General features: G+C 70.4%; 22 protein-coding genes. 11 read left to right on the forward strand and 11 right to left on the reverse strand.

The genetic code is table 11. The annotated features are described in order from the left end of the window. Positions 1-26: 26 nt before the first annotated feature. Together mca and EDF20_RS15895 are read left to right on the forward strand one after the other, a co-directional pair. A complete protein-coding gene (mca, locus tag EDF20_RS09495; protein ID WP_192169742.1) occupies positions 27-920 on the forward strand; it encodes a mycothiol conjugate amidase Mca in 894 nt (297 codons plus the stop codon). After that, a complete protein-coding gene (locus tag EDF20_RS15895; RefSeq protein ID WP_208292615.1) occupies positions 917-1,273 on the forward strand; it encodes a hypothetical protein in 357 nt (118 codons plus the stop codon). The genes mca and EDF20_RS15895 overlap by 4 nt, the downstream gene beginning before the upstream one ends. Here EDF20_RS15895 and EDF20_RS09505 read toward each other — a convergent pair. Continuing rightward, entirely contained in the window at positions 1,270-2,013 is a 744-nt protein-coding gene (locus EDF20_RS09505; RefSeq protein WP_243833430.1) for a DUF1275 family protein, read from the reverse strand. The two genes, EDF20_RS15895 and EDF20_RS09505, sit on opposite strands and share 4 nt — an antisense overlap. A 131-nt stretch (positions 2,014-2,144) precedes the next feature. Beyond that, positions 2,145-2,882, reverse strand: coding sequence for a hemolysin III family protein (locus tag EDF20_RS09510; protein ID WP_133738485.1), 738 nt, complete (start codon positions 2,880-2,882; stop codon positions 2,145-2,147). A 66-nt stretch (positions 2,883-2,948) separates the two neighbouring features. Here EDF20_RS09510 and EDF20_RS09515 point away from each other — a divergent pair, with 66 nt between their 5' ends. The 4 genes from EDF20_RS09515 (at position 2,949) to EDF20_RS09530 (ending at position 7,742) form a co-directional block, all read left to right on the forward strand. Next, positions 2,949-3,737 (forward strand): isoprenyl transferase, encoded by a 789-nt coding sequence (locus EDF20_RS09515; protein WP_243833431.1) that lies wholly within the window; start codon positions 2,949-2,951, stop codon positions 3,735-3,737. A gap of 80 nt (positions 3,738-3,817) precedes the next feature. Further along, on the forward strand, positions 3,818-4,945 hold the full coding sequence (locus EDF20_RS09520) for an aminotransferase class V-fold PLP-dependent enzyme (protein ID WP_123548071.1): 1,128 nt from the start codon (positions 3,818-3,820) through the stop codon (positions 4,943-4,945). 248 nt (positions 4,946-5,193) lie between these two features. Further along, positions 5,194-6,558 (forward strand): PhoH family protein, encoded by a 1,365-nt coding sequence (locus tag EDF20_RS09525; RefSeq protein ID WP_123548072.1) that lies wholly within the window; start codon positions 5,194-5,196, stop codon positions 6,556-6,558. 344 nt (positions 6,559-6,902) lie between these two features. After that, the gene (locus EDF20_RS09530; protein ID WP_133738486.1) at positions 6,903-7,742 is read left to right on the forward strand and encodes a prepilin peptidase; all 840 of its coding nucleotides are present in this window, start codon (positions 6,903-6,905) and stop codon (positions 7,740-7,742) included. An 89-nt stretch (positions 7,743-7,831) separates the two neighbouring features. Here the strand turns inward: EDF20_RS09530 and EDF20_RS09535 are convergent, their stop codons facing one another. The 5 genes from EDF20_RS09535 to xseA form a co-directional block, all read right to left on the reverse strand. Then, on the reverse strand, positions 7,832-9,226 hold the full coding sequence (locus EDF20_RS09535) for a class II fumarate hydratase (RefSeq protein WP_123548074.1): 1,395 nt from the start codon (positions 9,224-9,226) through the stop codon (positions 7,832-7,834). Positions 9,227-9,291: 65 nt separating this feature from the next. Next, positions 9,292-10,011, reverse strand: a complete 720-nt coding sequence (locus EDF20_RS09540) for a carbonic anhydrase (RefSeq protein WP_347876498.1) — start codon at positions 10,009-10,011, stop codon at positions 9,292-9,294. Then, a complete protein-coding gene (locus EDF20_RS09545) occupies positions 10,008-10,697 on the reverse strand; it encodes a DUF4245 domain-containing protein (RefSeq protein WP_133738487.1) in 690 nt (229 codons plus the stop codon). The genes EDF20_RS09540 and EDF20_RS09545 overlap by 4 nt, the downstream gene beginning before the upstream one ends. Then, entirely contained in the window at positions 10,694-10,939 is a 246-nt protein-coding gene (locus tag EDF20_RS09550; RefSeq protein WP_123548076.1) for an exodeoxyribonuclease VII small subunit, read from the reverse strand. Before EDF20_RS09550 ends, EDF20_RS09545 begins: the two co-directional genes overlap by 4 nt. A 9-nt stretch (positions 10,940-10,948) precedes the next feature. Further along, positions 10,949-12,238 carry an exodeoxyribonuclease VII large subunit gene (xseA, locus tag EDF20_RS09555; RefSeq protein ID WP_133738488.1) on the reverse strand — a complete coding sequence of 430 codons (1,290 nt, stop codon included), beginning with the start codon at positions 12,236-12,238 and terminating at the stop codon, positions 10,949-10,951. Between the two features lie 137 nt (positions 12,239-12,375). Here xseA and EDF20_RS09560 point away from each other — a divergent pair, with 137 nt between their 5' ends. Beyond that, complete coding sequence (locus EDF20_RS09560; RefSeq protein ID WP_233569170.1) at positions 12,376-13,443, forward strand: 4-hydroxy-3-methylbut-2-enyl diphosphate reductase; 1,068 nt, start codon at positions 12,376-12,378, stop codon at positions 13,441-13,443. Next, on the forward strand, positions 13,440-14,105 hold the full coding sequence (locus EDF20_RS09565) for a DUF6264 family protein (protein WP_123548078.1): 666 nt from the start codon (positions 13,440-13,442) through the stop codon (positions 14,103-14,105). Before EDF20_RS09560 ends, EDF20_RS09565 begins: the two co-directional genes overlap by 4 nt. A gap of 79 nt (positions 14,106-14,184) precedes the next feature. Here EDF20_RS09565 and fbaA read toward each other — a convergent pair whose 3' ends face one another. Further along, positions 14,185-15,213: a class II fructose-bisphosphate aldolase gene (gene fbaA / locus EDF20_RS09570; protein WP_133738489.1), complete on the reverse strand. Its 1,029-nt coding sequence runs from the start codon at positions 15,211-15,213 to the stop codon at positions 14,185-14,187. A 157-nt stretch (positions 15,214-15,370) separates the two neighbouring features. Between fbaA and glpX the strand changes: the two genes are divergently transcribed. Further along, the gene (gene glpX, locus EDF20_RS09575) at positions 15,371-16,363 is read left to right on the forward strand and encodes a class II fructose-bisphosphatase (protein WP_123548080.1); all 993 of its coding nucleotides are present in this window, start codon (positions 15,371-15,373) and stop codon (positions 16,361-16,363) included. Between the two features lie 6 nt (positions 16,364-16,369). On the opposite strand, the gene EDF20_RS09580 is transcribed toward glpX, so the two are convergent. Beyond that, positions 16,370-17,707 carry a DNA recombination protein RmuC gene (locus EDF20_RS09580; RefSeq protein ID WP_133738490.1) on the reverse strand — a complete coding sequence of 446 codons (1,338 nt, stop codon included), beginning with the start codon at positions 17,705-17,707 and terminating at the stop codon, positions 16,370-16,372. A gap of 63 nt (positions 17,708-17,770) precedes the next feature. After that, positions 17,771-18,397 carry an exonuclease domain-containing protein gene (locus EDF20_RS09585; RefSeq protein ID WP_123548082.1) on the reverse strand — a complete coding sequence of 209 codons (627 nt, stop codon included), beginning with the start codon at positions 18,395-18,397 and terminating at the stop codon, positions 17,771-17,773. 108 nt (positions 18,398-18,505) lie between these two features. Here EDF20_RS09585 and ychF point away from each other — a divergent pair, with 108 nt between their 5' ends. After that, the gene (ychF, locus tag EDF20_RS09590; protein ID WP_133738491.1) at positions 18,506-19,576 is read left to right on the forward strand and encodes a redox-regulated ATPase YchF; all 1,071 of its coding nucleotides are present in this window, start codon (positions 18,506-18,508) and stop codon (positions 19,574-19,576) included. A gap of 388 nt (positions 19,577-19,964) precedes the next feature. On the opposite strand, the gene EDF20_RS09595 is transcribed toward ychF, so the two are convergent. After that, positions 19,965-21,530, reverse strand: a complete 1,566-nt coding sequence (locus tag EDF20_RS09595) for an RNA-directed DNA polymerase (protein WP_133738492.1) — start codon at positions 21,528-21,530, stop codon at positions 19,965-19,967. A gap of 130 nt (positions 21,531-21,660) precedes the next feature. Here EDF20_RS09595 and EDF20_RS09600 point away from each other — a divergent pair, with 130 nt between their 5' ends. Then, positions 21,661-22,506, forward strand: coding sequence for a hypothetical protein (locus EDF20_RS09600; protein WP_133738493.1), 846 nt, complete (start codon positions 21,661-21,663; stop codon positions 22,504-22,506). Positions 22,507-23,000 lie beyond the last annotated feature (494 nt).

Genomic DNA, 23,000 nt, shown 5'->3' on the forward strand with positions numbered 1-23,000 from the left:
TGCCCTGCACGAATTGTGAGGAACCCGTGACCCTGCGCCTCTTGGCCGTCCACGCCCATCCCGACGACGAGTCCAGCAAGGGCTCGGCGACCTACGCCTACTACCGCAGCCTCGGCGCCGAGGTGCTCGTGGTCAGCTGCACCGGGGGCGAGCAGGGCTCGATCCTCAACGAGCAGCTCGAGGCGCGGGCGCACGCAGAACGCGACATCGCGGGCCTGCGGGTGCACGAGATGCGAGCTGCCCAGGAGGCGATGGGCATCGACCACGTCTGGCTCGGCTACGCCGACTCCGGGCTGCCCGCCGAGGGCGAGCCCGTCGCGGTCAACTCGTTCGCGACCATCCCGCTCGAGATCAGCGCCGAGCCCCTCGTCGCGGTGATCCGCCGGTTCCGGCCCCAGGTGCTCGTGACGTACGACGAGATCGGCGGCTACCCGCACCCGGACCACATCCGCACCCACGAGATCTCGATGGAGGCGTTCCGGGCCGCCTCCGACGCCTCGCGCTACCCGGCCGCGGGCGAGCCCTGGCAGATCGACAAGGTCTACTACGACCGCATGTTCAGCGCCGGCCGCGTCGGTGCGATGATCACGCACCTGAAGGCCGAGGACCCCGAGTCGCCGCTGATCGAGCGCCTCACCGAGATGCTCGAGCGCTTCAGCGACCGGCCCGACCTCGCCACGACGCACGTGCCGGTGTCGGAGTTCTTCCCCGTCCGCGACGCGGCCCTGCGCGCGCACGCCAGCCAGGTGCCGCTCGACAGCGCCTTCTTCTTCTGGCCGCACGACCTCCAGGTCGCCGCCTGGCCCACCGAGGACTTCCAGCTGGTCGAGTCCCGCGTCGACTCGCCCGTGCCCGAGACCGACCTCTTCGCCGGCGTCGCCGACCCGGACACCGGCCTCGTGGGGGTGCAGGCCCGATGAGCGCCGCAGGTGACCTCGTGCTGACGGCGGCCGTGCGCCTCGTCGCGCAGCCGTCGACCCCCGACGCGACGCTGCCGCCGTCGACGGTGCCCGACGTCGACGTCACGCCCGGCGTCTGGGGCTTCGTCGCCATCGCGTTCGTCGCCGTCGCGACGGTGCTGATCATCGTCGACATGACCAGGCGCGTGCGCCGCACCCGGTACCGCGGCGAGGTCCGCGAGCAGATCGAGGCCGAGCGCGCCGAGGCAGACGCCGCGGCGGCGGGGCTCGACGACGAGCCGCGTCCGCAGCTCGGCGACGGACCGCGTGGCGGTCTCGACGACGACGGCCGCGATCGTCCCGGGCGTCCCTAGGCGGCTGCGCCTGCCGTGGTGCCGGACGCGGCAGTCGCGGCGGCCTCGCGGGCCTCGAGCTCGTGACGGCGCTCGCGCAGCAGGTGGCCGGCCAGCGCGACGAGCAGCGTCAGCCCGCCCGCGACGCCCATGCCGACGCCGATGTGCACCTGCAGCAGCAGGGCCCCGACGCCCGCACCGGCCAGGATCAGCAGGACGGCGAGCACGCGGCGCGGGAAGTTCTTGCCCGTGCCGCCCGCGAGCTTCGACTCGGACGCCAGCCCGACGATCGTCGAGGTGACGACCACGGTCGTGACGTCGGCCACGGCGATCTTGCGGGCGGCCGCGGCCTGGAGGCCCATCGCGGCGCCGAGCAGGCCGGTGATCGTGAACGCCCACGGGGTGTTCTCCTCGGGCACGACGGCGAAGGTCGAGATGCCGAGCCCGAGCAGCGCGCCGCCCGTCACGCCGAACGAGACGGTGCTGCGGCCCGACCAGCCGGCCCGGCCGCCGCGCAGCACCCGGCCGCCGATCGCGGCACCGAGCAGGAAGGCGGCGAGGGCGACGACCGGCCCGACGATCGGCAGGCCGTCGGCCTGCGCGATCGCCATCCCGAGGATCACGACGTTGCCGGTCATGTTGGCCGTGAAGACGCGGTCGAGGCCGAGGTAGCCGACGGCGTCGATGATGCCCGTCGTGAACGTGAGGGTCAGCATCATCACGAGGTGCATGCGGGCCTGGTTGCGGCGGAATCGCTTCACGGGTGTCCTCCGGGGCGTCGCGCCGGAGGTGACCGGGCGGGGCGGGGCGGGCGATCGCGGCGTCGTCGGCGCGGTGGTCTGCCGTCGATCGTATCGACGCGACGGGACCGGCGGGAGCGACGCGGCGGCGCCTAGCGGAACGTCGGGGCGTTCAGCGCCAGGACCAGGATGCCCGTCCAGTGGCAGAGGTAGGCGAGCACGGTGCAGGCGTGGAACAGCTCGTGGAAGCCGAACCGGCCGGGTGCCGGGTTCGGGCGCTTCAGCGCGTAGAAGACGGCGCCGACGATGTAGAGCAGCCCGCCGACGAGCACGAGGACCGTCATCGGCACGGACGCGGCGAACAGGTCGGGCAGGAACCCGAGCGCGCCGACCCCCATGAGGATGTAGAGCGGCACGTAGAGCCAGCGCGGCGCGTGGATGAAGAACACCCGGAACGCGATGCCGAAGGCCGCCGCCGTCCAGACGAGCGTCAGCAGCAGGGCCGACTTGCCGGGCGGCAGGGCGATCGCCGCGATGGGCGTGTACGTGCCGGCGATCAGCAGGAAGATGTTCGAGTGGTCCAGCCGCTTGAGGAACATCTTGGCGCGCGGGCTCCACGGGAACCGGTGGTAGGTCGCCGAGATGCCGAAGAGCAGCAGCGACGTCGTCATGAACACCGCGCAGGCCCAGGTCGCGGCGGCGCCGTCGGCGAGCACGACCAGCACGATGCCCGTCGCGATCGCGACCGGGAACGTCCCCGCGTGGATCCAGCCGCGCCAGGTGGGCTTGCGCTCGATCGACGAGTAGGCGAGGGCGTCGTCGAGCAGGGGGATGTTCGGCAGCTCCGCACCGCCGTCGTCGGCGACCGGAGAGGGCGAGGAGGTGCTCATGGGGGCGAGCGTAGGGGAGTCGGCCCGGCGACCGCTGGGACCGCGCGGGTGGGTTAACCTGGGCACGTGAAGAGTCCCGGACGGCCTCCCGTGGCCGGCGGCCTGCTGTACGGCCTGTACCAGCGCCGCCTGCGCCGTGAGCTCGACGGGGCCGAGCTGCCGCACCACGTCGCCATGATCGTCGACGGCAACCGCCGCTGGGCCAAGGCCCGCATGCTCGAGACCGCCGCGCACGGCCACCGGGCCGGCGCCGCGAAGATCAGCGAGTTCCTCACCTGGTGCGACGACCTCGGCATCCGCGTCGTCACCCTCTACCTGCTGTCGGCCGACAACCTCGGCAACCGCGCCTCCGACGAGCTCACCGAGCTGTTCGGCATCATCGGCGACGTCGCCGACGAGCTCTCGCACCAGCGCGACTGGAAGGTGCAGCACGTCGGCGCGAACGACGACCTGCCCGCCGGGCTCTGCGCCTCCCTCACCGCCGCCGAGGAGCGCACGCGCGACCACGCCGGCCTGCACGTCAACCTCGCCGTCGGGTACGGCGGCCGGCGCGAGATCGCGGACGCCATGCGCAGCATCGTCCGGGCCCACGACGCGGCGGGCGGCACGCTCGACGCGCTCGCCGAGGTCCTCACGCCCGAGCTGATCGCCGAGCACCTCTACACCGGCGGCCAGCCCGACCCCGACCTCGTCATCCGCACGTCCGGCGAGCAGCGGCTCAGCGACTTCATGCTGTGGCAGAGCGCCCACAGCGAGTTCTACTTCGTCGAGGCGCTCTACCCCGACCTCCGCGAGGTCGACTTCCTCCGTGCCGTCCGCGACTTCGCCCTGCGGCACCGCCGGTACGGCAGCTGACCTCGGCGGCCGTCGGTCGCTCGGTCCCTCGACGCCCGGGGCCGGGTACGGTGGAGGACCCTGATCCGAGGAGCACCACCGTGACCACCATCGACGACTTCGCCGCCGGCTTCGCCGACGAGGCGGGCTGGTTCGACTTCGCCTCCTTCGGCCCGATGGGCACGGGCGTCGTGCAGGAGGCGCGGGCCCTGACCGAGCTCCAGTCGCGCTCCCGGCACGGCTCGGTCGTCGCCCTCGACGAGCAGGCAGGGCGCGCCCGGCGGGCCGTGGCCGCGCTCACCGGGTTCCCGACCGACCACGTCGTGTTCCAGCCGAGCACGAGCCAGGGCATGCTGCACACGCTGTTCGGCCTGACGGGCGCCCTCGCGCTGTCGCCGCGGGAGTACCCGACCACCCCGCTCACCGCGACCCGCGCCTCCTCGGCCCTGCGCGTGCTCGACACCGTCTGGCTCGACGTGCCGGACGACGCGGTGACGCCCGCGGTGCTCCGCGAGCACCTGACGCCGTCGGTGACCGCCGTCGCCGTCAGCGTCGTCGACTACCGCACGGGCTACCTCGCCGACCTCGAGGGCATCCGCCAGGTGATCGGCGACCGGCTGCTGATCGTCGACGGCATCCAGGGCTTCGGCGTCGTCGACGCGCCCTGGGCCGTCGCGGACGTGCTCGTCACCGGCGGGCAGAAGTGGCTGCGCGCAGGTTGGGGAACCGGCTTCATGGCGCTCAGCGACCGCGCGCTGACCGATCTCACGCCCGTGTTCAGCGGCGTGCACGGCTCGGAGATCACGCTCGGCGGCTCGTACGAGCGCGGCGCCGAGCCGGCCCCGGGCGCCGCCGCGTTCCAGCTCTCCCGCCCCGACCCCATCGCGGAGGCGCGGCTCGCGACATCGCTGGAGGAGATCGCGGCCGTCGGCATCCGTCCCGTCGCCGGGGCCGTCGCCGAGCGGGCGACCCGGCTCATCGACCTCGCCGACGAGTTCGCCGTGCCGGTGGCCTCGTCGCGCGTCGAGTCGGAGCGGGCCGGCATCGTCGTGCTCGAACCGGAGCCGCAGCACCTGACGGCGCTGACCGCCTCGCTGCTGAACCACGGGGTCAGCGCGACCGTGCGGAGCACGAGCGTGCGCCTCAGCACGCACGTGTCGAACGGCGACGACTCCTTCGGCCTGCTCCGCGAGGCGCTGATGTCGTACGGGAGCGCGATCTCGTACTGAGGATCGGACTCGGCCTGACCCGGGCCATGACCCTCGACCCTCGACCCTCGACCAGCACCTGAGGGTCGTTCACCTGATCGTCACACGACACGGCGTGCCGTGCTGGACCCGTGTCGGAGGCACGACGTAGGTTCGGCTCATCGGGCAAGTAGCCCGGTCGAGACGGCCACGAAAGTTCGCCTCGCGACTGCTCCGCGGCCGTCCTGCCGAAGGTACCGAGTGCCTCGTCGCTCGGAGATGGAGTCGTCGTGACCGTCAACACCCGGGCCGACCAGCAGAGCACCTCAGCAGACCGTCGTGCCGGCACGCCGCGCACCGCGGTCGACCAGCGCACCTACGTCCTCGACACGTCCGTCCTGCTGAGCGATCCGCAGGCGATCTTCCGGTTCGCCGAGCACGACGTGGTCCTGCCCGTCGTCGTCGTCAGCGAGCTCGAGGGCAAGCGCCACGATCCTGAGCTGGGCTACTTCGCACGACAGGCACTGCGCCTCCTCGATGGTCTGCGCGTGGCGCACGACCGCCTCGACTTCCCGGTCGAGGTCGGGTCGGGCGGCTCGTTCCGGGTCGAGCTCAACCACTCGAACATGTCGGTGCTGCCGTCGGGCCTCCAGCTCGGCGACAACGACTCGCGCATCCTCGCGGTGGCGTCGAACCTCGCGAACGACGGGCTGGCGGTGACGGTCGTCTCGAAAGACCTGCCGCTGCGCGTCAAGGCTGCCTCCATCGGACTCGCAGCGGAGGAGTACCGCGCCGAGCAGGTCGTCGACAGCGGCTACACCGGCCTGAGCGAGCTCGACGTCTCGAGCGACCAGATGGCGTCGTTCTGGGAGAAGGAGACGATCAGCTCCCGAGCCCTCGCCGACGTCCCCGTGAACACCGGGCTCGTCGTGCACTCCGACCGTGGATCGGCCCTCGGCCGCGTCACCGCACGGGGCGAGGCCCGGCTGGTGCGCGGCGACCGCGACGTGTTCGGACTGCACGGCCGCTCGGCGGAGCAGCGGCTCGCCATCGACCTGCTGCTCGACCCCGAGGTCGGCATCGTCTCGCTCGGCGGCAGCGCAGGCACGGGCAAGTCGGCGCTCGCCCTCTGCGCGGGTCTCGAGGCGGTGCTCGAGAAGCAGCAGCACAAGAAGATCATGGTGTTCCGGCCGCTCTACGCGGTCGGCGGGCAAGATCTGGGCTTCCTGCCCGGCGACGCCGCCGAGAAGATGAACCCCTGGGGGCAGGCGGTCTTCGACACCCTGGGCGCCATCGTGTCGCAGAACGTGCTCGACGAGGTGGTCGAGCGCGGTCTGCTCGAGGTCCTGCCGCTGACGCACATCCGCGGCCGGTCGCTGCACGACGCGTTCGTGATCGTCGACGAGGCGCAGTCCCTAGAGCGCAACGTGCTGCTCACGGTGCTCAGCCGCATCGGGCAGAACAGCCGGGTCGTCCTCACCCACGACGTGGCCCAGCGCGACAACCTGCGGGTCGGGCGCCACGACGGCGTCGCGTCGGTGATCGAGACGCTCAAGGGGCACCCGCTGTTCGGGCACGTGACCCTGACACGCTCGGAGCGCTCGGCCATCGCGGCGCTCGTGACCGAGCTGCTCGAGTCGAACGAGCTCGCCTAGGGCTCGCCGCGTCCGGCCGTCTCCGGGCTGGCCGCGCTCGGCCGCGTCCGGGCGCGGGCGCCCGCGCCCGGACGCGCCCGGCGGACGAGTTGCCCCGGAAGGTCCCCTCGGCATCGCTGAGGCGACATCCCGGGCAACTCGCTACCGGCCCGGCGCCTGCTCTGACGATGTGACGCTCGCGGGGCGTGCGACGACGGGTCACCCCTCGTGCGCGTCACAGCGATCGCGATCGCGACGGCGACCGACGTCGGGTCCCTCCTGCACGGGTGCGGTCCGGGCGAGATCGCTCACAGGGGCGGCCCACCCCGAGGAGGCGGTGCCGACGGGGGCGTCATGGTCGGTGCATGACGACGACGGAACACGAGCGCGACCGAGCCGAGCGCAGCGGGGACGAGCGCAGCGGGGATGAGCCCGACCTGGACGAGCGCGGCCGGGACGGACTCGGCGCGGACGGACTCGGCGCGGATGCGCATCGCCGGGACGAACGCGGCCGAGACGGCGACGACGACGACCGAGCCCGGGACGGCGACGACCGAGCCCGGGACGGCGACGACCGAGCCCGGGACGGCGACGTCCGTGCCCGGGACGGTGACGACCGCGGGGGAGGACAGCCCGTGTCGCGCTCGTCCTGGAGCCGCAGGCCGACGTGGATCGACGTGGTCGCGGGTCTCGCGCTGATGGGCCTCGTGGCCGTGCTGGACCTGTCCTCGCCCGCGACGGTCGCGGCGTCGGCGCTCGCCGTCGTGACCGGTGCCCTCGTCCGGGTCGACATCGCGCAGCGGCGGCTCCCGAACGTGCTGGTCCTCGTGGTGCTGGTCGGCACGGCTGCGGGCGTGGCGGTCGCCGTGGGCACCGGTGACGGGGTCCCGGCGGCGTGGGCGTGCCTCCTCGGCCTGGTCGTGCTCGTCGCGTGCGTCCCGCTCGTGCACGGCGGGGGGCTCGGTGCCGGCGACGCCAAGCTCGCGAGCGTCGGCGTCGTGGCGGCGTCGTTGGCATCGCCGTCGGCGCCGCTCGCCTGGCTCCTGGCGGTGGCGCTGCTCGGGGGAGTGCACGGGATCACGGCTGTCGTCGTCCGACGACGTGGCACGTCACCGGCCGGGGTCACCATCCCGCTCGGGCCGGTGCTGCTCGCCGGCTGGTGGCTCGCGGTCGTCGCAGCGTCGACGGTCCTCGACGCGTCGTAGCCCGCACGACGCCGCGACGCCCCGTCCGCGGTGGATGCGGACGGGGCGTCGTCGGGGTCGGCGGCGGCCGACGGTGCGGGAGGCGCGCCTCAGCCGGGGCGGGTCATGCTCAGGACGTCGAGCGCCGAGTCGAGCTGCTCCTCGGTGACCTCTCCGCGCTCGACGAAGCCGAGATCGACGACGGCCTCGCGCACGGTGATCTTCTGTGCGACGGCGTGCTTCGCGACCTTCGCCGCCGCCTCGTAGCCGATCACGCGGTTCAGCGGCGTGACGATGGACGGCGACGACTCGGCCATGGCGCGGGCGCGCTCGACGTCGGCCTCGAGGCCGTCGACGGTCTTGTCGGCGAGCACCCGGGTCGCGTTGGAGAGGAGGCGGATCGACTCGAGCAGCGCGGTGCCCATCACCGGGATGGCGACGTTGAGCTCGAACGAGCCGGAGGCTCCCGCCCAGGCGATCGTGGCGTCGTTGCCGATCACCCGTGCCGAGACCATCAGCACGGCCTCGGGCACGACGGGGTTGACCTTGCCGGGCATGATGGACGACCCGGGCTGCAGGTCGGGGACGTGCAGCTCGCCGAGGCCGGCGTTCGGGCCCGAGCCCATCCAGCGGATGTCGTTGTTGATCTTCGTCAGGCTGACCGCGAGCACGCGGAGCGCGCCCGACGCCTCGACGAGACCGTCGCGGGCTCCCTGCGCCTCGAAGTGGTCGAGCGCCTCGGTCACGGGCAGGCCGCTGTCGTCGGCGAGCACGGAGATGACCTCCTGCGGGAAGCCGACGGGCGTGTTGATGCCCGTTCCCGTCGCGGTGCCTCCGAGCGGCACCTCGGCCACGCGGGGGAGGGTCGCCTGGACCCGCTCGACACCGAGACGGATCTGTCGGGCGTAGCCGCCGAACTCCTGGCCGAGGGTCACCGGGGTCGCGTCCATGAGGTGGGTGCGGCCCGCCTTGACGACGCCGGCCCACTCGGCGGCCTTGCGCTCGAGCGACTCGGCGAGATGCTCGAGGGCCGGCACGAGGTCGTGGAGCAGGGCTCCGGTCACGGCGACGTGCACGGAGGTCGGGAACACGTCGTTCGAGGACTGCGACGCGTTGACGTGGTCGTTGGGGTGCACGTCGACGCCGTCGACGGTGCCGGCCAGGCTGGCCAGCACCTCGTTCATGTTCATGTTCGACGAGGTCCCGCTGCCGGTCTGGTAGACGTCGACGGGGAACTGGTCGTGGTGCTGGCCGCCGATGATCGTGTCGGCCGCGGCGACGATCGCGTCGGCCACGCCCGCGGGGACGATGCCCCGTCGGCCGTTCACGACGGCGGCCGCCCGCTTGATGCGCGCCAGGGCCACGATCTGGGCGGCCTCGAGGCCGGCTCCCGAGATGGGGAAGTTCTCGACGGCCCGCTGGGTCTGTGCCCGCCACAGGGCCGACGCGGGGACCCGCACCTCGCCCATCGTGTCGTGCTCGATGCGGTACTCGGTAGTGGTCACGACGTCATCGTCCTTCCTTCGGCCCTCGTGGGGCGGTGTCACGGGGGCCGGTCGCCCCCGCGGCGTCAGAGTCGACCGATGATGATCGACGGGTCGACGCGGCCGTCGGCGAGCGCGTAGTTCGCCCCGACCACGGTCAACCTACCCTCGGCCACGGCGGCCGAGATGAGCGCGCTCCGGCCCACCAGGGCCTCGACGGAGGCCTGGATGTGCAGCGCCCCGACCGCGCGCGGGTCGAGCACGGCACCCGGTTCGAGGGCGATCGTCGCCCGTCGGACGCTGGGCACGATCATGTCGACGAGGTCGCCGAGGAACCGCGACCCGGGAGGCGCGTCGCTCGTGAGCGAGTCGATCGCGGTCGCGACCGCGCCGCAGCTGTCGTGGCCGAGCACGACGATGAGCGGCACGCCGAGCACCGAGACCGCGTACTCGAGCGAGGCGATGACGGTGTCGCCGACGACCTGGCCGGCGTTCCGGACGACGAAGAGGTCGCCGAGGCCGACGTCGAAGATGATCTCGGCGGCGAGCCGGGAGTCGGCGCAGCCGAACAGGGCCGCCACGGGCTCCTGCCCGCCGGCCAGCAGGGCGCGCCGGTCGCTGTCCTGGTGGGGATGCTGAGGCGCCCCGGTCACGAAGCGCTCGTTGCCGGCCTTCATGCGCTCCCACGCGCGCCCCGGGGTCAGCGGGTCGGCAGGAGGCGACGGCACCGCCAGGTCGGCGACGGGCACGGCGGTCGTGCCGGGGACACCGCCCTCGGACGCGGTGTCGGTGCGAGGGTCGGTCACGACGGGTCTCCTGTCTGGTCGGCCAGCTGCTCGGCCAGCGCGGTCGCGAGCTGCTCGAACTGCACGTCGTCGGCCGTGCCGTGCAGCACGTACGAGCTGCGGTCGACCGTGGTCGTCATCGAGTAGGCGTAGTTGCCGGGGCTCTCGCCGTCCCGGCGGTCGTAGACCTGCCAGTCGAGGCCGGCGATCGTCGTCGCGCCCGTGGCCGGTCGCGCCTGCACCGCGTTGGCGACCCAGGTCGCGTTGGCGTCGACGCCCTGCTCGAGGGCGATGAACTGCTCGGTGGGCGTGATGAGCCCGACGTACCAGGTGGCGACGCCGTCGGCGGTGCCCGTCGAGATGTCGGCACGGTTCGAGGTCCAGCCGTCGGGCAGGACGGGGGCCGCGAGCGGCACGTCGACGTTGCTCTCGGCGCTCTGCGCCACCGACCGGTAGTCGATCTCCTGGCGGTTGACCGTGCCGCCCGGGCGGACGACGACCAGCACCAGGAACAGCACGACGGCGAGCGACGCCACGATCGACAGCGTCAGGTTGACGGCCGTCTGGTTGGCGTAGTGCTTGCGCGTGTTCTCCGCCTTGCGGCGTGCGGTCTCGTCCGGAGTCTCGGGCCGGCCGAGCTCGGCGACGATGCGCGGCTGCTTCTGGCGGGGGCCGCGGCCGTTCTCGCGGGGGCCGGGGTCGGTCATTCGGCGGGAACCTGTCGACGGGCGGCCTCGAGGCGCTCGCGCGCGCCGAGCAGCCACTCTTCGCAACGGCGGGCGAGGGCCTCGCCCCGCTCCCACAGGGCGAGCGACCGCTCGAGGGTCGACGCCCCCTGCTCGAGCTCGGACACGACCGTCACCAGCTCGTCTCGTGCCTCTTCGTAGCTGAGCGACGCCACGTCGGCCGGGGCGGACGCGGAGGGTGCGGGGGAGGAGGACTGTGCCACGGGTCGATCCTAACGAGAGGTGCTGGCAGGGGAGGCGGCGTCGCTCGACGACGAGGAGGACGCGGAGGAGGCGGGACCTGGGGAGGAGGCGCCGGTGCTGACGGCCTGCAGCGCGCCTCCTTCGACGGTGAGGACGAGCGGCGTGGACTCGGGGGCGTCGGCCGGGTCGCGGAGCACCCCGCCGCCCGGCAGCTGCACGATCGAGTAGCCGCGCCGCAGGGTGCCCTGGGGCGACAGCGCGCGCAGCTGGGCGGTCAGCTCGGAGACCCGGGTGTGCGCCCGCTCGACGGCTCGGGCCACGAGTTCTTCGCCGCGGGCGACGGCGCGCACGACCTCGTCGGCGCGCACGTCGACGAGCGTCTGCGGCGAGGCCAGGACGGGGCGGCTGCGCACCTGCTCGAGCCGGTCGATCTCGGTCGAGACGATCTGGTTCAGCCGCACCCCGATGCGCGACCGGGCCTGCTGCACCCGCGAGAGCTCTTCGTTGACGTCGGGCACCACGCGCTTCGCGGCGTCGGTCGGGGTCGAGGCCCGCAGATCGGCGACGTCGTCGAGCAGGGGGCGGTCGGCCTCGTGCCCGATGGCGCTGACCAGGGGCGTGTTGCACGCGGCCACCGCACGCACGAGAGACTCGTCGCTGAAGCCGAGCAGGTTCTGGAAGTCGCCCCCGCCCCGGGCCACGATGATGACGTCGACCTCGGGGTCGGCGTCGAGCTGCTGCACGGCGGCGGTGACCTCGCTCACCGAGCGGTCGCCCTGCACCGCCGCGTGCACGACGCGGAACGTGACCGACGGCCACCGCAGCTGCGCGTTGCGCAGCACGTCTTTCTCGGCGTCGCTGTCGCGGCCCGTGACGAGGCCGATGCACTGCGGCAGGAACGGGAGGCGCTTCTTGCGGTCGGCGGAGAAGAGGCCCTCGGCGGCGAGCTGGGCCCGCAGGCGCTCGAGGCGCTCGAGCAGGTCGCCCAGCCCGACGTGCCGCATCTCGAAGACCTGCATGGTGAGCGAGCCGCCCTTGACCCAGTAGTTCGGCTTGACCGCCGCGATCACGCGGTCGCCCTGCTTCAGGTCGGCGGGGACCCTCGACCGGACGCTCGACCAGATCGAGAACGAGACCGTGACGTCCTGCTCGAGGTCGCGCAGCTTGCCGTAGACGTTGCCGCCCGAGACGTTCCACTGGGTGATCTGCCCCTCGACCCAGGCCGTGCCGAGCCGGTCGATCCAGTCGCGCACCTTGCCCGCGAGCAGGCCGACCGGCCAGGGCGCATCGGCGGTGGGCGGCGCGGTGACGATCGTCATGCAGGCGTGTCCTCTGGTCGGAGCGGACGGGGGAGCGGTCAGGGCGGGAGGCGTGGCAGGGACGAGGGCGGGGCACGGAGGGCAGGGCCTCCCAGAACGCGACCAGTCGTCACGCCTATCATCGACGGGTGGCACACATCACGAACGGCGCCATCGCCGTTGACCTCCCGACCCCGCGCGTCCCTGCGCTGCGCAACAGGCTACGGGACACCCCCGTCAACGGGACGAAGCGGGTGCTGCTCGCTGCTCCCCGCGGCTACTGCGCCGGCGTCGACCGGGCGGTCATCGCCGTCGAGAAGGCCCTCGAGCACTACGGCTCGCCCGTCTACGTCCGCAAGCAGATCGTCCACAACGTCCACGTCGTCTCGACGCTCGAGCGTCAGGGCGCGATCTTCGTCGACGAGGTCGAGGAGGTCCCCGAGGGCTCGCACGTCGTCTTCAGCGCCCACGGTGTCTCGCCGGCCGTCGTGCAGGGCGCCGCCGACCGCGGCCTCCAGGCGATCGACGCGACGTGCCCCCTCGTCACGAAGGTGCACCGCGAGGCCGTCCGCTTCGGGTCGCAGGGCCGCCACATCATCCTCATCGGCCACGCCGGCCACGAAGAGGTCGAGGGGACGATGGGCCACGCCGCCGACCGCACCACCCTCGTGCAGAACCCGGCCGAGGTCGACGACCTCGTCATCGACGACCCCGACAACCTCGTCTGGCTGTCGCAGACGACGCTGAGCGTCGACGAGACGATGGAGACGGTCCGCCGGCTCCGCGAGCGCTTCCCCACGATCCAGAACCCCCCGAGCGACGACATCTGCTACGCCACGCAGAACCGTCAGGTCGCCATCAAGAAGGTCGCGGTCGACTCCGACCTCGTCATCGTCGTGGGCTCGGCGAACAGCTCGAACAGCGTGCGGCTCGTCGAGGTCGCCCTCGAGCACGGCGCCAAGGCCGCCTACCGCGTCGACTACTCGAGCGAGATCAAGCAGGAGTGGCTCGACGGCGTCGAGACCGTCGGCGTCACGTCCGGCGCCTCCGTGCCCGAGGTCCTCGTGAAGGAGGTCCTCGACGACCTGGCCGACGCCGGCTACGGCGACGTGTCCGAGGTCGTCACGGCCGAGGAGGACCTGATGTTCTCCCTCCCCAAGGAGCTCCGCAAGGACGCCCAGGGCCAGACGGACACCCGCGCGCTCGGCGGACGCACCGCCCGATGAGCGACGACCGCGACCAGCACGACGGCCGCGACGGCGACGCGTCGGCAGGACGCGATCCGCGCCCTCGTCCCCGGTACGGCGAGTACGCGCCCGAGGGCTGGGTCAGTCCCGTCCCGCCCGCCGAGGCCGCGCCTCCTGCGGGCCAGGGCGAGGCGCCGCCGGTCGGGCAGCAGCCCGGGCAGCAGCCCACGTCGTGGTCGCAGCGGGGCCAGGGGGAGGGCGAAGGAGGTGCGCAGCCGTACCCGGGACCACCTGCGACGCCAGCCGCGCTGAGCACCGGACGCCGTGTCGACCGTGTCGCCACGTTCGTCCTGCTCGGCCTCGCGGGCTACAACGTCATCTCGAACCTCGTCCTCGTGTCGAGCTTCTCGCGGTCCGCGCTCGCGACGCTCGCCGCCGCGGGGTACCCGGTCGACGACTTCTCGCGTCGGGCCGAGCTGCAGCAGGCGGGCGGGGCGATCGCCATCGTGTCGCTCGTCGTCTTCGTGCCGATGCTCGTGTGGACCGTCCGGCGCCTCCGGGCGGGCACGATCACCTTCTGGGTGCCCCTCACGGCCGGGATCGTCGTGACGATCGTGCAGATGCTGATCGTGCTGCCCGTGTTCCTGGGTGACCCGGCGTTCGTCCAGTCCGTCCTCGACATGTCGGGCACCGCCTCCTAGGCCCTCTGCCCGTCGTCGTGGCGAGAGGCCCCACAGCGCGTCGCTGCGGGGCCTCTCGCGTCGGACCAGGAGGGTCGGACTAGCTGCCCGACTGGCCGAACGAGCCGAGCTGCTTGGTCGCCTCGACCACGCGGGCGGCCATCGCCGACTCGGCGACCTTGCCCCAGGCGCGGGGGTCGTACTGCTTCTTGTTGCCGACCTCGCCGTCGGCCTTGATGAAGCCGTCGTAGTTCTTCAGCACCGTGTCGGCGATCGAGCGGCTGAAGGCGTACTGCGTGTCGGTGTCGAGGTTCATCTTCACGACGCCGTTCGAGACGGCCTCGCGGATCTCGGCGTCGGACGAGCCCGACCCGCCGTGGAACACGAGCTCGAGGGGCTTCTCGGCCGTGCCGAAGCGCTCCTGGATGCCCTGCTGGATCTCGCCGAGCAGCTCGGGGCGGAGCTTGACGTTGCCGGGCTTGTAGACGCCGTGGACGTTGCCGAAGGTGAGGGCGGCGATGTAGCGGCCGTTCTCGCCGAGGCCGAGCGTCTCGACGGCGCGGGTCACGTCGCCGACGGTCGTGTAGAGCGCCTCGTTGGAGCCCTCGTGCTGGATGCCGTCCTCTTCGCCGCCGACGACGCCGATCTCGACCTCGAGGATGGCGTTGATCGCGGCGGTGCGCTTGAGCATCTGCTGCGCGATCTCGAGGTTCTCGTCGAGGGGGATGGCCGAGCCGTCCCACATGTGCGACTGGAAGAGCGGGTTGCGACCGGCCTTGACCTCGTCCTCGCTGGCGGCGATGAGGGGCAGGACGAAGCCGTCGAGGGCGTCCTTGGGGCAGTGGTCGGTGTGCAGCGCGACGGTGATCGGGTAGTTCTTGGCGACCTCGGTCGCGAACTTCGCGAAGGCGATCGCGCCCGCGGCACGGTTCTTGACCGTCTGGCCGGCGAAGTAGTCCGCGCCGCCCGTGGTGACCTGGATGATGCCGTCGCTGCCGGCCTCGGTGAGGCCCTGGAGCACGGCGTTGATCGTCTGCGAGGACGACACGTTGACCGCGGGGTAGGCGAACCCCTTGTTCTTCGCCTTGTCCAGCATCTCGGCGTACTGCTCGGGGGTTGCGACGGGCATCGGATCTCCTTCGATGATGGCGTGTGGGGTGCTCCTCCACCCTAGTCAGGGGCCCCCGGAGCGGACCGGGCAGCGACGGGCGTGGAGGGGCTGTGGACTGGCGTGCACGTCTGTGCAACGACCGTCGGGGAGGCGCCTCCCGGGTAGGCTCCGGAGCATGGCTGACTCCGGAACCCTCTACTCGCACCCCGACCGCAACCTGGGCATGGAGCTGGTGAGGGCGACCGAGGCTGCCGCGATCCGCAGCGCCCCGTTCATCGGCAAGGGCGACAAGAACGCCGCCGACGGCGCGGCGGTCGACGCGATGCGCAAGTTCCTCGGCACGGTCGCCTTCGACGGCGTCGTCGTGATCGGCGAGGGCGAGAAGGACGAGGCGCCGATGCTCTTCAACGGCGAGCACGTGGGCAACGGCTTCGGTCCCGCCTGCGACATCGCCGTCGACCCGATCGACGGCACGAGCCTCACCGCCGCGGGCCGCATGAACGCCCTCTCGGTGATCGCGGTCAGCGACCGCGGCAGCATGTTCGACCCCAGCGCCGTCTTCTACATGGACAAGATCGTCACCGGCCCCGAGGGCATCGGCGTGATCGACCTCGACAAGCCGGTCGGCGACAACATCCGCGCCCTGGCCGACGCCAAGGGCCTCGCCGTCGAGGACATCCAGGTCGCTGTGCTCGACCGTCCTCGCCACGCCGACCTGATCCAGCAGATCCACGCCGCCGGCGCGGGCACCCGCCTGCTGCTCGACGGCGACGTCGCCGGCGGCATCAACGCGGCCCGCCCCGACTCGCGCATCGACATGTGCGTCGGCATCGGCGGCACTCCCGAGGGCATCATCACGGCCTGCGCCGTCAAGGCGCTCGGCGGCCTCATCCTCACCCGGCTCGCCCCGAAGGACGACGCGGAGCGCCAGAAGGCGATCGATGCCGGCCACGACCTCGACCGCGTTCTCGACCAGGACGACCTCGTCAAGGGCGACAACGCCTACTTCGTCGCCACCGGCGTCACCGACGGCGCGCTCGTCGCGGGCGTCAAGCGCAAGCAGGGCATGATCCGCACGTCGAGCATCGTGCTGCGCTCGCACTCCGGCACGATCCGCCGCGTCGAGGCCGACCACCTCGTCTCGAAGTGGTACGGCGAGACCGCGTAGCTCGCCCTAGCTCGCCCGGTCGGTCCAGCTCGCCTGGCTCGCCTGGCTCGCCTCACGCTCGTCGGGCGCCGACCTCGACGCCTCGACCTCGCGGTCGGCGTCGAGGGCGGTCGTCAGCTCTGCTGCGGTGAGGTCTCGGGGCAGCTCTTCCACGACCGTCGGGGCGGTGAGGGTCTTCGTCTCGTCGAGCATGCTCAGGCGACGTGCCGACGGCAGCACCGTGCGCTCGAGCGAGCCGACGAAGCGGTTGTAGTCGTTCACCGAGCCGCGCAGCGACCGGCCGAGCTTGTCGACGTGGCCGGCCATGGTCGCGAGCCGGCCGTAGAGCTCGCGGCTGAGGTCGAAGAGGACCTTCGCCTCGTTCGTGACCACGTCTTGCTGCCAGCTGAAGGCGACGGTCTTGAGCACCGACCAGAGCGTGACCGGGGAGGCGAGGGCGACGCGCTTCTGGAACGCGTAGTCCATCAGCGAGGGGTCGGCCTCGAGAGCGCTCGACACGAGCGACTCGCTGGGGATGAACGCGATGACGAGCTCGGGCGACGACTCGAGCCCGGCCCAGTAGGTCTTGGCCGAGAGGGCGTCGACGTGGGCCCGCAGCGCCTTGACGTGCTGCCGCACGAGCACGTCGCGACGGGCTGCCTCTTCTCCGACGGCCGTGGCCGGGATGGCGCTCGCCTCGAGGAAGGCCGCGAACGGCACCTTGGCGTCGACGGCGATGTTCTTGCCGCCGGGCAGGTGGACCACCATGTCGGGGCGGCCGGCGCCCGCGTCGCTCGAGATGCTGCTCTGCAGGTCGAAGTCGACCCGCTCGACGAGCCCCGCGGCCTGGACGACGTTGCGCAGCTGCGTCTCGCCCCAGACCCCGCGGGTGCTGTTCGAGCGGAGGGCGGACGCCAGCGACTCGGCCGTGCTGCGCAGCCGTTCTTCTGAGGCCACGGCGCTGCGCAGCTGCTCGCTGAGCGTGCCGTACTGGTGCGCGCGTTGTTCCTCCAGCTCGGCGACCTTCGCCTGGACCGCCGCGAGGCTCTGGGCCACCGGGCTGAGGGCCGTCATGACCTGGCCCTCGGAGCGGACCCGCTCGGCCTCGGCGATGCGGGAGTCGCGCAGCCTGTCCTGGAACTCGCGCAGGCGCTCCTCCTGGCCGGCGGCCTCGCGCCGGTGCTGCTCGTCGAGGTCGATCAGCCGCTCGCGGTAGCCCTCGACGGTCGCGCGGGCCGCGGCGGCGTCGGCGGAGAGCCGGGCCGTGGCCTCGGCTGCCCGGGACCGGGACAGCAGCATGCCGAGGGCCGTGCCGACCCCGAGCGCGATGACGACGAGGGCCACGAGGAGGAGCGGTGAGGTCATGCAGGGAGTGTCGCAGCCGCCGCCGACACCGGCCGAGAGCGCGCGCCGCGCGTGCCGCGCCCGCTAGCGGAAGACGACGCGGCGGCGCGGGGCCGGGGCTCCCGCGTCGGCGGGGGGCGCGGCGGGCGTGAGCCGCTTCATGCCGACGCGTGCCGTCTCGGCGAGCTGCCGCAGGTCGTCCGCCCCGTGGAACTGAGCCGCGTGGACGACGATCGCCGCGCAGGCCTCGGCGTCGGCGAGGGCGTCGTGGTGCGAGAAGCCGGTGAACCCCGCGGCGGCCGCGGCGAGCGGCAGACGATACGAGTCGAGGGCATAGGTCTTGCGGGCGACCTGGAGGCTGCAGAGGTACGCCCACGACGGGGGAGTGACCCCGGTCGCGGCGCACGCGCCCTTGATGACGCCCATGTCGAAACCTGCGTTGTGGGCGACGAAGACGTCGATGCCGGCGAAGTCGGCGATGAGGTCGAACTGCTCGTGCCACTCGAAGGCGTCGACGACGTCGTCGGCCCGGATGCCGTGGATGCGGGTGTTCCACTCGAGGAACGTGTCGTGCCCCGCCGGGGGCTTGATCAGCCAGCCGACCTTGTCGACGACGACGCCGTCACGGACCTTGACGAGGCCGACGGAGCAGGCGGAGGCGCTGCTCGAGTTCGCGGTCTCGAAGTCGATCGCGGTGAAGTCGATGGGCATCGCACCATGGTGTCACGGGCCTCGGACACTGCCGGGTCGACCCGCGCCTCCTGCGGTCGGGTGCACCCCGGAGGTGTGTCGGGCCGCGCGCCGGTACGATGGCTGACCGTGGCTCTCACTATCGCGATCGTCGGACTGCCCAACGTCGGCAAGTCCACCCTGTTCAACGCCCTGACCAAGAACCAGGTGCTGGCGGCGAACTACCCGTTCGCGACCATCGAGCCGAACGTCGGCATCGTCAACCTGCCCGACCCGCGCCTCCCCGTGCTCGCGGGCCTGTTCGGCTCGGAGAAGATCCTGTCGGCGCCCGTGTCGTTCGTCGACATCGCCGGCATCGTCAAGGGCGCGAGCGAGGGCGAGGGGCTCGGCAACAAGTTCCTCGCGAACATCCGCGAGGCCGACGCCATCGCCGAGGTCGTCCGCGGCTTCGTCGACCCCGACGTGGTGCACGTCGACGGCAAGGTCGACCCCGAGGGCGACATGGGCACGATCAACACCGAGCTGATCCTCGCCGACCTCGAGACCGTCGAGAAAGCCCTCGTGCGCTACGAAAAGGAACTCCGCCTCAAGCGCGTCGAGCCGCTCACGCACGAGACGGCCGTGGCCGCCAAGGAGGCGCTGCAGCGCGGCGAGGCCCTCTCGGCCTCCGGCATCGACCTCGAGCCCATCCGCGAGCTCGGGCTGCTCACCGCCAAGCCCTTCATCTACGTCTTCAACGTCGACGAGTCGATCCTCACCGACGACGCGAAGAAGGCCGAGCTGTCGGCCCTCGTCGCCCCGGCCGAGGCCGTGTTCCTCGACGCGAAGATCGAGTCCGAGCTGATCGACCTCGACCCGGAGGACGCCGCCGAGCTGCTGTCGTCGACCGGCCAGGACGAGTCCGGCCTCGACCAGCTCGCCCGCATCGGCTTCGAGACCCTGGGCCTCCAGACCTACCTCACGGCAGGCCCGAAGGAGACCCGCGCCTGGACCATCGGCAAGGGCTGGAAGGCCCCGCAGGCCGCCGGCGTCATCCACACGGACTTCGAGAAGGGCTTCATCAAGGCCGAGGTCATCTCGTACGCCGACCTCGTCGAGACCGGCTCCATCGCGGAGGCGCGCTCGGCCGGCAAGGCCCGCATCGAGGGCAAGGAGTACGTCATGCAGGACGGCGACGTGGTGGAGTTCCGTCACAGCTAAACAACTGCGCCCGGCGCGCACGCGTCCGGGACATGTCGCTCTACTCGACACCAGCGCGCTCGGACTCAGTCGCGAGTTTTGCCCTGCCGCGAAGAGCCTTGAACATTGTGGTTTTGCCGGTCCGGCAGGGGGCGAACCGGGTTCGGCAAGCTGCGACAGTAAGACAATTCGCTCCCGAATTTGCTAAGCCGAGGTGCATGTTCGGACGAACAAATCGCAGCACGATCAGCCGCCCTCGCGGTTGAGGCACTTGGCCACGTCTGGAATCTTTGAATCGCTATACACGTGAGAGCGAGACGTCGAGGAGTTCCGCCACAGTTAGGTACCTGCCGATCCGATTCGCCCGCTAGCCCACCCGAGGAAGGTGATAGCTGCGCTGGGATCATTGCTACCCGCTGAGTCCGAGCCCCGACAAGTCCTCATCACTGTCCTCGTCGTAGGTATCCAGTGGTTCGAACGGGTCGTCTACGAAGATCTCCTCCTCCCAAGCTCTCGGGTCTGCAAGCAGCTTCACCCCGGCCCCTTGCAGCTCGGCAAACGAGGCGTCAGTCATATCCTCTCGCCCGTCCAAGAAGGCGATGTACCGAGCCGGCCACTCCTCGTCCTTCGCGTAGTCGTCGATCGGATCGGCGAGTGAATCGACGAGCGCTGTCTGTTGCGTCTTGTTAGCCGGCCGAGAAGGCTGACGAAGGAGGTATGCATTGGCGAGTGGATCCCGTGCCGCGACGATTGAGTTCCAGCTGTCATCGGAAATCTCGATCTCCCGCAACCAGGTCAGGTGCAACATCCAGCAGATCGCACTCGATTGGCGATCGTTCGCGTGCTTTCGAAGGAGGGTGTCGATGTCGTCCGCAGCGAGGTCAACATCAATGGACTCGAGCGCATCTACAAGCACTGGAGTCGTGTGGGGGTGGGTAAAGGCGAGCTCGGCCAGACGGTTGAGAACGCGGCCCTGCTCGGCTGGGGGGTAGCCCGCGATCTCCTTGCGGACGCGGGACAATGCCCATTGAATCGCGCTGGCCGTCGGGTCGTTCAACGACATGTCGATTGCTTTGTCAATCATCTCCGATGGGCGAGACACATTTGATCGGCGTAATTCGCGAATCCAGCCGGGTTCATCCGGCAGCGGAAGAGCCTCAACCGTTGTCTTGCGACCGTTGAGCTGCAGGCCGAACTCTCTGAGCGACGATTCGAGGAGGCGGACGAACTCTTCAGCTTCCGTTTCAGTTTTCGTATACGCCACGTAGTCATCCAAGAATCGCTCAAAGCGAAACTGACCGAGCCGCTGATCAACCGATTGAAGGAGTATCTCGGCAACGATCAACGAGGTACCCGGACCAATCGACACGCCCGTTGTTTCGCCCCGTCGAGCAAAGCGCAATGCGCTATCGATCTGATTGGCCGGGAGCCCTGAACCGCGATTTGTTTTCGCAACCTCCTTTCCCAGTAGCGCCCAAGGGATGGAGTGGGTATAGATCGAGTCGTAGAACGCCGCGATGTCGGCGTGAACCCGGAAGCGGCTGCCGACGCCGGGGCGAAGGTGCGGCCTCGTCTGTTGCATCGACGCAACTCGACCGTCAACGTGCTGGCGAATCTGAAACTGTGCTCGGTCCGAGTTCATGCGAGGTGCCACTACAGCGTCCCAGTGTCCCGCTAGCGTCTCCACGAGCGCGGAGTATGGAACGGGATGCGGTAACTCGATGCGTCGTGGGTTCCACCGATAGTGAGCCAGACGGATGTCGGAGACCGAGTAGCCGGGCATCGCTCTAGTGCCCTTGGGGGACCGGTAATTGCCGTCGGTGTGATTGGCGACGACTTGCCCCGAGACGCTGCTTAGGCCCACGGTCGTCAAGCTCGGAGGAAGATCGTCACCGCGGCGCGAGGCACGCGGAATGAAGTTCCGGTCTAGAAGTGCTTGGCGAAGTTCCTCGCTTGACAACTGATTGTCGCTCACGATGAAATGCTAGTGCCATTGGTAGGCACTCTCGAGTTAGGCGATCAACGAGTCTCCGGCTAAATCCACGACAATGGTAGCTTCGTCACGTGATGGAGTTCCGCTTTGGAAATACATCTGGGGGCACGAAGTGAACGGTAGCGACGGCATCGACCAGACTCCGACTGGGAGTGCTGCGTTTGATCAACAGTCGATGGGCGCTGGTCCGTCACTGCAGGACAGGCTGTTTGACCTCCTGCCCGCAGACGGCTCGCTAAAACTGAACGGGGAGCTACTCAGAACCCTTGGTGGAGAGAAAGCCGATTTCTGGGCCGCCCGTGACCTTCTCGTCGAAGACGGCCGTGCCGTCCGCGGGCGGGGTCGAGGCGGCTCGACCGCCCGGGTCCTCGACGCTGCTGTCGTCGGAGATCCGCTGGACGCTAGCAGCAAGGATCAAGTAGCGCCGCGTCAGTCGGAAGAGAGTCTTTACGAGCCACTTAGAGGGGTCCTTCTTGGTGACTGGCAGTCGGAGAAGGGCTACGACTACCTCGCAGTCGAGGACGTTTCCCGCGCTGGGAGGCGCCTCACTGGGGGCAAGTGGACACGTCCAGATTTGGCGGCCGTCGAGGTGCAGGTCTTTACCTACCTGCCCGTGAAGACTCTTTCCGTCCATACTTTCGAGGTCAAGCCGTCCGACATGATCGATGTGACTGCCGTGTACGAAGCGCTGGCTCACCGGCGTGCCGCGACGCATTCATACGTTCTCCTGCACGTTCCGGACGATCAGCAACCTCCTGCTGCGCTCGACGCGGTCATCACAGAAGCGCGACGGCACGGCATCGGCGTCATCGTCTTCGCGGACCCGGCAAATTACGAGACCTGGGACGAGAGAGTCGTGGCTGACCGAGTCGACCCAGACCCGGCTGCCGTGGACGAATTTGTTCGTGTGCAATTGCCTGAAGCAGTGCGAAGCAAGGTTGAGAAGGCAGTCAGGTGATGGCGTTCGACGCGGTGGAGCTCCGTCAGAGCTAGCCCTTTGTCCCGGGCACATTCAAACCCTCTTCTTCTTCTTCTTCTTCTTCTTCCCTTCCACGTCGAGGCGGGTCACCCGACCTCCCCTTGCGTCCGCGTGTCCCGACACGCCGAGACCTGGCACGAGTTAGTCGCGGTGTTACACAGGCAGGTGTAGCCCGTGATTTCCCGGGCTTTTCGGATTGTGTGTTCGGGCGCGGACGGGTCTGAAGGGGTTTGCACGGGCCTTGCCCGACTGACCGAATGAGAAGGCTTGAGGCGTGTCGAGCCAGTTATCCCCAGGGTCATCCACAGGCGCGCTGCCGAAATGGGTGAGGAGGCGGGCAGACTCTTGGTGAAGCCGAGAGCTGGAGACAGCGAAGGCCCTGCCGATGTTCGACAGGGCCAAGGCTGAACCGCTGACACGGCCTGGAAATCCAGTCAGCAGGAACGGAGTTACAGATGGAGTCTAGGTCTGAC

Source organism: Frigoribacterium sp. PhB116, assembly GCF_004364285.1.
Classification (GTDB): Bacteria; Actinomycetota; Actinomycetes; order Actinomycetales; family Microbacteriaceae; genus Frigoribacterium.

Coding starts and splice junctions, on each gene's coding strand:
- EDF20_RS15895 (WP_208292615.1), top strand. CDS start 917: ATGAGCGCCGCAGGTGACCTCGTGCTGACGGCGGCCGTGCGCCTCGTC.
- EDF20_RS09510 (WP_133738485.1), bottom strand. CDS start 2,882: ATGAGCACCTCCTCGCCCTCTCCGGTCGCCGACGACGGCGGTGCGGAG.
- EDF20_RS09530 (WP_133738486.1), top strand. CDS start 6,903: ATGACGACGACGGAACACGAGCGCGACCGAGCCGAGCGCAGCGGGGAC.
- EDF20_RS09545 (WP_133738487.1), bottom strand. CDS start 10,697: ATGACCGACCCCGGCCCCCGCGAGAACGGCCGCGGCCCCCGCCAGAAG.
- xseA (WP_133738488.1), bottom strand. CDS start 12,238: ATGACGATCGTCACCGCGCCGCCCACCGCCGATGCGCCCTGGCCGGTC.
- EDF20_RS09565 (WP_123548078.1), top strand. CDS start 13,440: ATGAGCGACGACCGCGACCAGCACGACGGCCGCGACGGCGACGCGTCG.
- fbaA (WP_133738489.1), bottom strand. CDS start 15,213: ATGCCCGTCGCAACCCCCGAGCAGTACGCCGAGATGCTGGACAAGGCG.
- glpX (WP_123548080.1), top strand. CDS start 15,371: ATGGCTGACTCCGGAACCCTCTACTCGCACCCCGACCGCAACCTGGGC.
- EDF20_RS09580 (WP_133738490.1), bottom strand. CDS start 17,707: ATGACCTCACCGCTCCTCCTCGTGGCCCTCGTCGTCATCGCGCTCGGG.
- EDF20_RS09585 (WP_123548082.1), bottom strand. CDS start 18,397: ATGCCCATCGACTTCACCGCGATCGACTTCGAGACCGCGAACTCGAGC.